The sequence below is a fragment of the Comamonas sp. NyZ500 genome (genome assembly GCF_016772095.1).
GTDB lineage: Bacteria > Pseudomonadota > Gammaproteobacteria > Burkholderiales > Burkholderiaceae_C > Comamonas > Comamonas thiooxydans.
On the sequence record NZ_JAEIJE010000004.1, the window covers coordinates 267315 to 280108 of the forward strand.

General features: G+C 63.8%; 10 protein-coding genes. All 10 read right to left on the reverse strand.

All coding sequences use genetic code 11. The annotated features are described in order from the left end of the window. Nucleotides 1–9: 9 nt before the first annotated feature. A complete protein-coding gene (locus JAO85_RS09135) occupies nt 10–2871 on the reverse strand; it encodes a nitrate reductase (protein WP_039049534.1) in 2862 nt (953 codons plus the stop codon). Beyond that, nucleotides 2868–2981 carry a hypothetical protein gene (locus JAO85_RS25810; RefSeq protein ID WP_080771226.1) on the reverse strand — a complete coding sequence of 38 codons (114 nt, stop codon included), beginning with the start codon at nt 2979–2981 and terminating at the stop codon, nt 2868–2870. The genes JAO85_RS09135 and JAO85_RS25810 overlap by 4 nt, the downstream gene beginning before the upstream one ends. Before the next feature lie 79 nt (nt 2982–3060). Continuing rightward, nucleotides 3061–3459 carry a nitrite reductase small subunit NirD gene (nirD, locus tag JAO85_RS09145; RefSeq protein ID WP_039049533.1) on the reverse strand — a complete coding sequence of 133 codons (399 nt, stop codon included), beginning with the start codon at nt 3457–3459 and terminating at the stop codon, nt 3061–3063. A 177-nt stretch (nt 3460–3636) separates the two neighbouring features. Next, complete coding sequence (nirB, locus tag JAO85_RS09150; protein ID WP_039049532.1) at nt 3637–6099, reverse strand: nitrite reductase large subunit NirB; 2463 nt, start codon at nt 6097–6099, stop codon at nt 3637–3639. A 290-nt stretch (nt 6100–6389) separates the two neighbouring features. Beyond that, nucleotides 6390–7202: an ABC transporter ATP-binding protein gene (locus JAO85_RS09155; RefSeq protein WP_012836969.1), complete on the reverse strand. Its 813-nt coding sequence runs from the start codon at nt 7200–7202 to the stop codon at nt 6390–6392. Nucleotides 7203–7311: 109 nt separating this feature from the next. Then, nucleotides 7312–8304 carry a nitrate ABC transporter permease gene (gene ntrB, locus JAO85_RS09160; RefSeq protein ID WP_039049531.1) on the reverse strand — a complete coding sequence of 331 codons (993 nt, stop codon included), beginning with the start codon at nt 8302–8304 and terminating at the stop codon, nt 7312–7314. 26 nt (nt 8305–8330) lie between these two features. Continuing rightward, complete coding sequence (locus JAO85_RS09165) at nt 8331–9605, reverse strand: CmpA/NrtA family ABC transporter substrate-binding protein (RefSeq protein ID WP_202787926.1); 1275 nt, start codon at nt 9603–9605, stop codon at nt 8331–8333. A 259-nt stretch (nt 9606–9864) separates the two neighbouring features. Then, a complete protein-coding gene (locus tag JAO85_RS09170; RefSeq protein ID WP_237734771.1) occupies nt 9865–11190 on the reverse strand; it encodes a nitrate regulatory protein in 1326 nt (441 codons plus the stop codon). A gap of 6 nt (nt 11191–11196) precedes the next feature. Beyond that, nucleotides 11197–11622, reverse strand: coding sequence for a DUF2809 domain-containing protein (locus JAO85_RS09175; protein ID WP_237734772.1), 426 nt, complete (start codon nt 11620–11622; stop codon nt 11197–11199). Between the two features lie 13 nt (nt 11623–11635). Then, complete coding sequence (locus tag JAO85_RS09180; protein ID WP_039049527.1) at nt 11636–12664, reverse strand: tripartite tricarboxylate transporter substrate binding protein; 1029 nt, start codon at nt 12662–12664, stop codon at nt 11636–11638. Nucleotides 12665–12794: the final 130 nt, after the last annotated feature.

Genomic DNA, 12794 nt, shown 5'->3' on the forward strand with positions numbered 1-12794 from the left:
CATCGAAATCTAGGCGGCAACCGGCAAGGCTGCCGACTGAGGCGCAGGCGTCGCATGTACCAGTTGTTTGATCCTGGGAATACAGGAGCCGCAGCGCGTGCCGCAACCCAGAGAAGTCTTGAGCTGCGCGAGCCGCTCGTCGGCGGAGCCCTCGCAGGTGGTCAGCGCCGAGTTGATGCTGGCCTCATCCACATTCATGCAGGCACAGATCTGCGGCGACCGGGCCGGCATGGCGGCGGGCGGCCTGGCCCCCGAGGACAGCAGCAGACGCCCATAGCTTTGCACCGATTGCTCGTCGCGCAATACCGGCCCCAGCCAGCGGCCGGCGCTGGCGTCGCCGCAGAGCAAAAAGGCATCAAGCCTTGGCTCCTCCGTCTGCCGGCCTATCGCCATGGCGCGGCTGCATTGGCGACGCACGTCGGCATAGCGCATGGCCTGCGGGCCATCGAGCTGCAGCAAACCATGCAGCCGCGCCAGCACCTCGGCGCCGGGCTGGGCATAGGCCGCTGCGCGAAACTGCACGCCGGTGCGGCCCTGATCCGCTTTTTCCAGCGGCACGGCGCGTCCGAACAGCACGCAGCTGGCGAAGTCGAACTCAGCCATCAATTCAGTCAAAGCCTGGCGAACCGACTGCAGCTGCCGTTCATCGAGCCATGCCATGCCCAGACAAGTCCAGGGCAGCTCGGCCTTGAGCAGCTTGACGGCCACATGCTTGAGCTCGGGCTGCTTGGAGCGCGGGCAGCGCTCGGGCGTGGTCAGGGCATTGACGCCCGCAAGCCGCTGCCCCTTGGAGCCCATGCCGCTCAGATACATGCTGCCCCAGTGCATGGGCAGATAGAGCTGTGCGGGCTGCAAGCCAGGGTCCGCCTGCACGGGCAACACGATGGCGCCATAGCGGTTGGAGACATGGACCAGATCGCCATCCTGCAGCTGCAGGCGCTGCATGTCCTGAGGGCCGACCTGCAGCTGCGGTTCGCTGACATGGGCAAACAGGCGCCCCAGCTGGCCGGTGCGCGTCATGCCATGCCATTGATCGCGCAGGCGACCGGTGTTGAGACTGAACGGATGTCGCGCATCGCGCGGCACGGCCGGCGCCTGCCAGGGCTGGGCATCAAAACGTGCGCGCCCGTCATCGGTTGCAAAGACTGCGTCGCCATACAGACGCTGACGGCCCTGGCTGGCGCCTTGGGGCATGGGCCATTGCTGGGGTCCCTTGACTTCCAGCACCGCCCAGCTCAGACCCGTGATATCCAGATCGCGCCCGCGTGTGGACTCGCGATGCTCGTTCCAGATGGCTTCGGCACCCGCGTCCACATTCGCAGTGTCATAGGGAAACAAGCTTGGCAGCGAGGGCCGCAGATGCTGCTCCAGGCGCCGCGCCAGCTGCACGCCTATCTGCCAGTCATGGCGTGCCGCCCCCGGCGCGACCACGGCAGCGCGCACCCGCGAGATGCGCCGCTCGCTGTTCGTGACCGTGCCCAGCTTCTCGCCCCAGGTGGAGGCAGGCAGCAACCAGTCGGCATAGGCCGTGGTCTCGGTTGCGGCAAAAGCCTCCTGCACCACCACCAGCTCGGCACGCTCCAGCGCCCTGCGCACCATAGCCTGTTCGGGCATGCTCTGCGCGGGATTGGTGCAGGCAATCCACAAGGCCTTGATCTGGCCGTCGGCAGCGGCCTCGAACATCTCCAGCGCGGACTTTCCGGGCTGCTTCGGAATCGACTCCACACCCCATAGCCGCGCCACTTCGGCCCTGTGCGCGGCGTTGGAAAGATCACGATGCGCGCTGAGCAGATTGGACAGTCCGCCCACCTCGCGTCCTCCCATGGCATTGGGCTGACCCGTCAGCGACAGGGGCCCGGCGCCAGACCTGCCGATCTGACCCGTTGCCAGATGCAGATTGATCAGCGCGGCGTTGTTCGCCGTGCCGCTGCGGCTTTGGTTCAGACCCTGGCAGTACAGACTGAGCGTGGGACGACGCACGTCCGTCGGCTCCTCGGCACCGCCCAGCGCCATCCAGCGCGCCGCCCGGTACAGGTCCGCCACGGGCAGGCCGCAGATGGCAGCGACCTTCTCGGGCGTGGCTTCACGCACCAGTTCCTTGAGCTGTGCAAAGCCGCTGGTGTGCTGCGCGATGAAGGCGCTGTCCGTCCAGCCCTCCCACAACATGATGTGCAGCAGACCGTGAAACAGCATCACATCGCTGCCCGGCTGCAACGGCAGATAAAGATCGGCCAGCTCGGCGGTCTCGGTACGGCGCGGATCGGCCACGATGATCCTGAGCTGCGGATTGCGCGCCCTGGCCTCCTCCACACGCCGGAACAGAATGGGATGCGCCCAGGCCATATTGCTGCCCGTGATGAACAGGCAGCCGGCCAGATCTATGTCCTCATAGCAGGCCGGCGGTGCATCAGCGCCCAATGTGGCCTTGTAGCCGGCCACGGCGCTGCTCATGCACAGGCGCGAATTGGTGTCAAGATTGTTGGTGCCCAGCAGGCCTTTGACCAGTTTGTTGAAGACGTAGTAGTCCTCGGTCAGCAGCTGGCCACTGAGATAGAAACCCAGTGCATCTGGCCCATGTTCGGCGCGAATGCCGGCGATACGCGCCGCCAGTTCATCCAGGGCCTGATCCCAGCTCGCGGCCTGCGGCGCAGATGTCCGCTCCAGCCTGCGCATGGGCTGCAGCAAACGGCCCTGCTGAGCATAGGCAGGAGCTGCCGTCAGATGCAGCGTGCTGCCCTTGGTGCACAGGCGCCCGAAGTTGGCAGGATGCTCGGGATCGCCGCGCACGCCGGTAATCTGCAGGCCATCGGACTCGATGACCACGCCGCAGCCGACACCGCAATAGGGACAGGTGGACTTGGTTTCTTTCATGGCGTCACCAGAGAGAGGCGGCGGCGTTCAGATTCACTCCTACGCGGACCGCCGAAGGCGAGTCCGCAGTCGACACCGCAATAGGGACAGGTGGATCGGGTCTCATGCATGGCAGACTTTCAGTGAAATTGCGCCGCAGCGCCCGGCTATCAAGCGCATGCTGCTACTCAACTCATATCAATCAAGACGCTAGGCCGCAGCACAGCCGGACCTGGCTGCGCAATGTGCGGGACCGGCATGCGGGCGGGTCTGCTCCAGGGCGCGGCTGGCCAGTTCGTCGGCGCGCAGCTGCACCTCGCCGTTCTCCACGCGCACGCTGAAATAAGGCGTGCAGCCCTCATCGGGCGCCGCCGCCTCGCCGGTGCTGAGTGCAATCGTCCAGTTGTGCAGCGGGCAGGCCACACTGCGCCCGAACACAATGCCTTGCGACAACGGCCCGCCCTTGTGCGGGCAGCGGTCCAGCAGCGCAAACACCTCATCGTCGGCATTGCGAAACACGGCCACATCCAGCCCTTGTGCACGCGCCACGCGGCGTGCTCCCAGCACGGGGATGTCGTCCATCGTGCAGATAGAAATCCATTCGCTCATTTACATCTCCTAAGCTCCCCCTGAGCCGCTTTGCGGCTTCCCCCTCTCTCGCTTCGCGGGAGGGGGACGACGGCCTCACTACGGGGCGGCGGGGCCGCCCAGGCCCTTGCTCGCCGTCCCTTGGCTATGCCGCGCCAGGTTCGTAAATTGCTGAAAAATTGAAAGAGGTTCTCGGTTTCAGGCAACAACTGACACATCAGCAGGCAGAGCCTGGAACTGGCGCGTATCCACGGATGCCTTGTCGGTTTCGAACCAGGGATCGGGCTCGCCATCCAGTGCAAACTGCAGCTGCTGCCACAGCGCCCTGCGGCCCTCGGCATCGTCGAGAATGCGGCGCTTGACATAGTCCAGACCCACGCGATTGATGTAGTGCACCGTGCGCTCCAGATACCAGCCTTCCAGCCGGTACAGCTGCATGAAGGCGCCCGTGTACTCCATCACCTCTTCGGCGGTCTTGAGCTTGGTGAAGAAATGCGCCACCTCGGTCTTGATGCCACCGTTGCCGCCCACATACATCTCCCAGCCCGAATCGACGCCGATGATTCCCACATCCTTGATGCCGGACTCCGCGCAGTTGCGCGGGCAGCCGCTGACGGCGAACTTCACCTTGTGCGGGGCGTACATGCGCCACATGGCGCGCTCCAGGTCCTTGCCCATCTGGGTACTGTCCTGCGTGCCCATGCGGCACCATTCGCTGCCCACGCAGGTCTTGACCGTGCGCAGCGCCTTGGCATAGGCATGGCCGCAAGGCATGCCTATATCGTTCCAGACGGCCTGCAGATCCTCCTTCTTCACGCCCAGCAGATCGATGCGCTGACCGCCCGTGACCTTCACCGTGGGGATCTGGTACTTGTCCACCACATCGGCAATGCGGCGCAGCTCGGAGGCCGTGGTCTCACCGCCCCACATGCGCGGAATCACGCTGTAGGTTCCATCTTTCTGGATGTTGGCATGGCTGCGTTCGTTGATGAAGCGGCTTTGCGGGTCGTCCCTGGCCTCCTTGGGCCAGGTGCTTACAAGATAGTAGTTGACGGCCGGACGGCAGGAGGCACAGCCATTGGGCGTGCGCCACTCCATGAAGCGGAACACCGCATCGGTGCTGAGCAGCTTGTGCTCAGCGATCGCGTCGCGCACAGCCTGGTGCCCGTGGTCGGTGCAGCCGCACATGGCCTTGGTCTTGGGGGCCGCCGAGTAGTCGCCACCGGCCGTGAACATGATGATCTGCTCCACCAGGCCCGTGCAGGAGCCGCAGCTGGCACTGGCCTTGGTGTGCTTGCGCACATCGTCGAGCGTGAACAGGCCCTTGTCCTTGATGGCCTTGCAGATCGCGCCCTTGGTCACGCCGTTGCAGCCGCAGACCTCGTCGCCGTCGGCCATGGCCGCGGCCTTGCTCTGCCCCTGGTGGCCGGTGTCGCCGAGATTGGATTCGCCAAACATCAGCTTGTCCCGGATATCGGCCACGCTGCGGCCCTCGCGCAGCAGCTTGAAGTACCAGCTGCCGTCCACCGTGTCGCCGTACAGGCAGGCACCGACCAGCTTGTCGTCCTTGATGACCAGCTTTTTGTAGACCCCCGCATAGGGGTCGCTCATGAGAATTTCCTCGGTATCGCTGCCGCCCTGGAAATCGCCTGCAGAGAACAGATCGATGCCCGTGACCTTGAGCTTGGTCGAGGTCAGCGAACCCAGATAGCGGCCGATGCCGAACTCGGCCAGATGGTTGGCCAGCACCTTGCCCTGCTCGAACAAGGGCGCCACCAGTCCGTAGGCAATGCCTCGGTGTGCCGCGCATTCGCCCACGGCATAGATGCGCGGATCGGTCACGGTCTGCAGCGTATCGCTGACCACGATGCCGCGGTTCACATGCAGGTGCATGGACTCGGCCAGTTCGGTGCTGGGGCGAATGCCCACGGCCATCACGACCAGTTCGGCCGGGATCTCGCTGCCGTCCTTGAAACGCACGGCACGCACGCGGCCGCCTGCGTCACCCAGCAGCTCCTGGGTCTGCGCCTGCATGCAGAACTGCATGCCGCGCTCGGCCAGCGATTTCTGCAGCATGCGGCCCGCCTGATCGTCGAGTTGGCGCTCCATCAGCCAGTCGCCGACATGCACCACGGTGACCTGCATGCCGCGCTTCATGAGGCCGTTGGCCGCTTCCAGTCCCAGCAGGCCACCGCCGATCACCACTGCATGCTTGAACGTCTTGGCCGCATCGATCATGGCCTCGGTATCGGCGATGTCGCGGTAGGCCAGCACGCCCTCCAGGTCCTTGCCGGGGATGGGCAGGATGAAGGGCCTGGAGCCCGTCGCCATGATCAGGCGGTCGTACTCGGCGCTGGCGGTCTCGCCCTGGGCATTGACCGCATGCACCGTGCGCCGGGCCCGGTCGACGGCCGTCACGGTATAGCCGGCGTGCAGCAGGATATGGTGGTCCTGGTACCAGGACCAGTCGTTGAGCACGATATCGCCGAGCGTCTGCTCGCCAGCGAGCACCGGCGACAGCAGAATGCGGTTGTAGTTGGGATGCGGCTCGGCGCCGAAGACCGTGATGTCGTACAGATCGGGGGCAATGGCCAGCAGCTCTTCCAGCGCACGCACGCCTGCCATTCCGTTTCCAATCATGACCAGTTTGGATTTTTTCATCTGAGTCCCCGTGGGCATTTGCAAAGCCAAAAAAAAAGACGTCTGCGCGCTTCATGACTTGCATGAACGCGTAGACGTCTTTGTCTGTGGGTTCTGGTCCAGCCTTGCACCATCCCCCGGTGACCCACCTTGGCCACGCTGAACAACACGCAATTGCTGTGCCAGCTTTTCTCAGCCTGCAGAGACTATTCCATCCCGCGGCATGCACTGCTTTTGTGCATGGCCGCTTTATTGCTGTGCAAAACAAACATGGCGCCCCAAGGCGCCATGCAGCTTGAAATCAAAAAGGCTCAGGCCGCCTTCTCCACATGGCCCTGGCGCGTGTAGAGAAAGTCGATCACCGCCTTGCGATAGCTTTGATACTGGGCATCCTCGGCCAGTTCCACCCGGCTGCGCGGGCGTGGCAGCGCCACATGCAGCACCTCGCCAATCGTGGCAGCGGGACCGTTGGTCATCATCACGATCTTGTCGGACAGCAGTACGGCCTCATCCACATCGTGCGTGACCATGACCACGGTGCTCTGGGTGCGTGCCACGATCTCCAGCAACTCGTCCTGCAGCTTGGCACGCGTCAGGGCGTCGAGAGCGCCGAAGGGCTCGTCCATGAGCAGCACCTGGGGCTCCATGGACAGGGCACGCGCAATGCCCACGCGCTGCTTCATGCCGCCCGAGATTTCGCCGGGGCGTTTTTGCGCCGCATGGCTGAGGCCCACCATGGCCAGCGCCGCATCGGTGCGCTGCGCCAGCTGTGCCTTGCTTTCGCGCTTGCCGAAGACACGCTCCACGGCCAGGTGCACATTGCCCCAGCAGCTCAGCCAGGGCAGCAGCGAATGGTTCTGGAAGACCACCGCACGCTCGGGCCCAGGGCCCTTGATTTCCTTGTTGGCGCACAGCAGTGCACCGCCCGTGGGAATGGTCAGGCCGGCAATCAGATTGAGCAGCGTCGACTTGCCGCAGCCCGAATGCCCGATGAGACTGACGAACTCGCCCTTGGCAATGTTCAGATTGATGTCGCGCAGCGCGGGAAACAGTCCCTTGGCGGTCTTGAAGGTCTGCTCCACCCCGTGGATCTCGATGTACTTGGTGCTGAGAGATGTATGCATGAGGTACTCCTTGCTTTTTTCCGAGGCCACCGTGGCGCCGGCTTTGCCGGGCCACCGGTGGCGCCCCCTTGAGGGAGTGACGCGCCCGAGGGCGCGGCTCAGGGGTGGGTTAAGTCTTGACCTCTTCAAACGTAAAGGCCGAAGCCAGCTTGACCAGGGCCCACTCCAGCACCAGGCCCACGATGCCGATCACGAAGATGGCGATGATGATGTTCTTGACGTTGAGGTTGTTCCACTCGTCCCAGACCCAGAAACCTATGCCCACGCCGCCCGTCAGCATCTCGGCGGCCACGATCACCAGCCAAGCCGTACCCACGGCCAGGCGCACGCCCGTCAACATATAGGGCAGCACGGCAGGAAACAGAATGGTGGTGGCGATCTTCCACTCCGACAGATTGAGCACGCGCGCCACATTCATATAGTCCTGGGGCACACGCTGCACGCCCACGGCGGTGTTGATGACCATGGGCCAGATCGAGCAGATGAAGATGGTCCAGATGGCTGCCGGATTGGCGCCCTTGAACACCAGCAGGCCGATCGGCAGCCAGGCCAGCGGCGAGACCGGGCGCAGCAGACTGATCAAGGGATTGAACATGCGCGACAGAAAGCCGAAGCGCCCGATCACGAAGCCCAAAGGAATGCCGACCAGTGCCGCCAGACCGAAGCCCAGGGCCACACGCTGCAGCGAGGACAGCACATTCCAGCCCACGCCCTGGTCGTTGGGCCCGTTGCGGTAGAAGGGATCGCTGAACACCTGCAGGGCCTGCTCCCAGGTCTCGGCCGGGGTCGGAATGCTCTTGCCTGTGCTGCTCGATACCAGCGACCACAGCCCGACCAGCAGCGCCAGCCCCAGCAGCGGAGGCAGGACCTGAGCAAATAGCTGTTCAGCCCATTGGCGCAAGCGGCTGGGCGCCACCGCAACCGGAGCCGTGACTATCGCTTTGGGTTTGATATCTTTTTCCACTTCAGCCTTTACAAGTTCTGTGCCGGCAGCTATCTCTTTTGAAGTTTCGAGCAGCGCATCATTGGCCGCCTGGGCTGCCAGTTGCGGATCGTGCGGAGGATCGAGTTCGAGCGGTGAGTGAAGTACGGCACTGACCATGATGGTTCTCCGTTAAGGTGGCGGCCTCAGGCGGCCTTGATCTTGAAGCTGTCGGCGTACTGGGCAGGGTTCTTGCCGTCCCAGACCACGCCGTCGATCAGCTTGCTGGTGCGCAGCACATCCTTGGGCACGCTGACCTTGAGCTGGCTTGCCGCCTGCTGGTAGAGGTCGATGCGGTTGATCTGCCTGGCCACGGCCAGATAGTCGGGATGGGCCTTGAGCAGACCCCAGCGCTTGTGCTGGGTGAGGAACCACATGCCGTCCGACAGATAGGGGAAGTTCACGGCCCCGTCGTTGAAGAACTTCATGTGGTTGGGGTCGTCCCAGGTCTTGCCCAGTCCGTTCTGATAGCGGCCCAGAATGCGCTGGTTGATGGCGTCCACACTGGTGTTGATGTACGACTTCTGGGCCACGGTCTCGGCCATCTTCGTCTTGTTCTGCAGGCTGGCATCGATCCAGCGGCTGGCCTCGAGAATCGCCATCATCACGGCGCGGCAGGTGTTTGGATTCTTCTGCGCAAACTCGCCCGTGGTGCCCAGCACCTTCTCGGGGTGATCCTTCCAGATGTCCTGCGTGGTGTTGGCCGTAATACCGATGCCATCCATGATGGCGCGATGGTTCCAGGGTTCGCCCACGCAGAAGCCATCCATATTGCCCACGCGCATATTGGCCACCATCTGGGGCGGCGGCACGGTGATCAGCTTGGCCTCGGATAACGGATTGATGCCCGCAGCCGCCAGCCAGTAATGCATCCACATGGCGTGGGTACCGGTGGGGAAGGTACCGGCAAACGTGTATTCGCGCTTTTCCCTGGCCATGACCTTCGCCAGACTGGCTCCGTCGACCGCCCCCTTGTCGGCCAGGGCCTTGGACAGCGTGATCGCCTGGCCGTTGTTGTTCAGCCCCATGAGCACCGCCATGTCCTTCTTGGGGCCGCCAACGCCCAGATGCAGGCCGTAGAGCAGGCCGTAGAGCACATGGGCGAAGTCCAGCTCGCCGTTGACCAGCTTGTCGCGCACGCCGGCCCAGCTCGCTTCCTTGCTGGGGACGATCTTCACGCCGTATTTCTGGTCCAGGCCCAGCACCGAGGCCATGACCACGCTGGCGCAATCGGTCAGCGGGATGAAGCCTATCCTGACCTCTTTCTTCTCCGGCGCGTCGGAGCCTGCGGCCCAGGCGCCGTGGTGGCCCAGCGAGCCATAGAGGGCGGCGGCGCCAGCCACGCGCAGAAACTCGCGCCGCCCACCGGCAGATACAGGCTCGGGCGCAGGAACAGTAGACGAAGGAAGGCGCTGGCTCATGAGAAAACTCCATCAAGAATCGTGGTGAAGGCGATCCGGAAAACAAAAAGGCGCCCTTCCCTCCTCGGGTGTGAGGAGAAAAGGACGCCGTTGTCCCAGGTCACTCGTAATAACGCTTTAAGCGCGACCGCCTTTGGTCTGCTTGACATCAACAGTCATGCACAAACCATGCCAGACCGTGATCAGAGGCGGAGCATGCTTTGCGCTTCCGGTTCTGGCCCATATTTGGTGCAGCGCAACAAACACCGCGCGGCCAAGGCTATGAATTGGTGCTACCCGGCAGCAGGTCCACCGTGGCCAGAATCGCCTCGGCTACATCCAGCATGCGCCGGTTCTGGTTCATGGCCGTCTGGCGGATCAGCTTGTAGGCATCGCCCTCGCCGAGCTGGCGGTAGTTCATCAGCACGCCCTTGGCCCGCTCTATGGTCTTGCGCTCCTTGAGCGTGGCGCGCGCCTTGTCGATCTCGGTCTGCATGTCCTGCAGGCGCATGGACTGCTCCTGCACCAGCAAGACAATGCTTTTCTCGAGCTGCAGCCCATACGCCCCCTCCGCAGGCAAGGAGGCGGCTGACTGCGTGGCCCCCAGAAAGGCCGCAGCCGCTTCGGCACGAGTCCCTGGTTGCGGCTGCATCTCCAGCAGCGCCAGTTGCTGGCAGAGCGCTGTACCGGCCTGCTCCAGCTTGCGCAGACATTGGACCTGCAGCTCCTCGGCCAGGAATGCCTCAATCTGGTGCATGGCATCGAGCCGGCTGGAACAGGCTTCGAACCATGGCGAGCTCAAGCTGCAGTCCAGCAGCACGCCGTCCCCCGCCGTGCAGCCCATTCGACGCAGCCGCTCGATCACCGTCATATCGGGGCAGGCCCCGCATTGCTGCTGCCAGCGCTCCATCCCCGAGGGACTGGCGAAGTCTGCAAACACCTGAAAGCAGCGCTCCTGCGACTCGATCAGATGCAGCCAATGGCGCTGACGCTCCGACTTGCCGACCCCTACGGTAAACGCCGCAACCCCCGTGGCGCGCTCCTGGCCCGCCAGCTCCTTGCCCTGCATGAAATGAAACAGCGCCACCAGCAATTTCGCAATATCGGGATCGCAAGCGCTGTCCGCCGCCTCGAACACCACGGTCAGGCAGGCCGCAATCATGCGGATCAGCGCCTGCGTGCAATCCTCGGCACTCAGCTGCAGCGCATCGCGCCGGCGGCGCAGCAGCGGCAGGGCTTCAAAGCCTTGCAGTGCATTGGCGATCGCGTTGAACAGGCGAGCGCCATGCGCGCCCGGCGCCCGCGCACCCAGCTCTTCAAGCGCAAGGCAGACCCGCTCCATGACCCGGTCCACATGAAGGCCATGATCGAGCAGGCTCTGCTGCGCCTGTGCTCCACCGCTGACCAGAAAGATATTCGAGAGACCGCGCTCTTTCTGCAGCGCATGGACGAGCTCGGACATGCTCGCCACCAGGCTGCTGGCGCGGCTGATCTGCTCCAGCTCGGCAATCTCGCTTTGCCTTGCAGCCACCAGATAGTGCAGAGGCGTTTTCATGGGGTAGTGCTTGTCGTCATGTTGATTCCATGGACGACGAGCACGATTCATGCCATCTCAGGCAAGGCGACGCTGCCGCCTCTCCCAGAGCCAGTCCACCATGGCGCCCACACCGATGCCCACGACATAGGCCAGCAGATCCAGGGGATCGAAGCCATTGCCCAGCACCAGATAGGCCAGCTTGTTGGCGCGCAGGGCCTGCATCCAGGGGGCCTGATAGAGCTGCAGGAACTCGATGGCAAAGGCGATGGCCAGGGAACAGCCCATGAGCTTGCCGCGCGTGATGGCCGGCCTCAGCCAGGCCACGCACAGCAGCACCACCCAGGCCCAGAGCGCATCGCCCGGATAGTTGCCCAGCCAGGCGGGAAAGGGCATGTAGCCCCGGCGCGAGGCCAGCCCGATGGCAATGACCGCCGCAATGAGCAGGGTCAAGCCCGCCCGTGAGCGACGAAAGGGCCCGGCAGCGGCCAGATGTATCAGCAAGCTGTCGTCCCCTTTAGTCGATATGCGCGCCGGAGTCCTTGACCACCTGCTTCCAGTACGCCAGCTCGGCCGGCAGCATGGCCTTGAAGCTTTGCGGCGTGGACTCCACGCGCTCGGCGCCCAGAGTCTTGAGGCGCTCTGCCATCTCGGGCCTGGCCAGCACGGTCTTGACGGCCTGATGGAGCTTGTCCACCACCGGCTGCGGCGTACCGGCCGGTGCAAACAAGCCGTACCAGCTGGTCACGGCCAGGCCCTTGCCCAGCACGGGGATCTCGGGCGCCAGCGATGTGGGCCTGTCGGAGGCCACGCCCAGCACGCGCAGCTTGCCGCTGCTGACAAAAGGCATCACGCCGGGAAAGCTGCCGAAGGTCACCGGCAACTGGCCGGCCACCACATCGGTGGCGGCTGCCGACGCTCCCTTGTAAGGCACATGCAGCAGACTCACGTTCTTCTGCTTTTTCAGCATCTCGCCCAACAGATGATTGAGCGTGCCATTGCCGGCAGAAGCGTATTCCACCTTGCCCGGATGCGCCTTGGCATAGGCCACCAGCTCGTCCAGATTCCTGGCGGGGAAGTTCGGATTCACCACCAGCAGATAAGGCGCGACGGCCAGCTGCATCACGGGAGTGAAATCCTTGATGGGATCGAACGGCACCCTGGAATACAGTGCCGGATTGATGGTGTAGGCGCTTTGCGCCGTCACGAGAAAGGTGTAGCCGTCGGCCGCGCTGCGCGCCACCTGCCCGGTGCCCAGATTGCCGTTGGCGCCGGCACGGTTTTCCACGATGACGGGCTGGCCCAGCGAATTCTCCAGCCCCTGCGCCACGGCACGCGCAATCACATCGTTGGCACCTCCCGGTGCCTGGGGCACGACAAAGGTAATCGGCTTGGCAGGCCAGTTGCCGCCCTGCGCCAATGCTTGCGTCAGAGGAGCCACCATCACGGCAGCCGCCGCTGCCAACAGCAGCGAGCGGCGTTGGTTTGCAGAGATAAAAACAGCGTTTCGCGCCATCTCGGTGCGCGCAGCTTCTTCAAACTTCATGGCAATAACTTCCTGTGGTGGTGAACATGGATGCTGCCAGCCCTCCATGCCGGCCTGTCGCCCCATGCAACAGGCCATTCTTGCATCGCTCGCCGAGCGGCCTGAATAGCACTCACTGTTCGGCCATCGT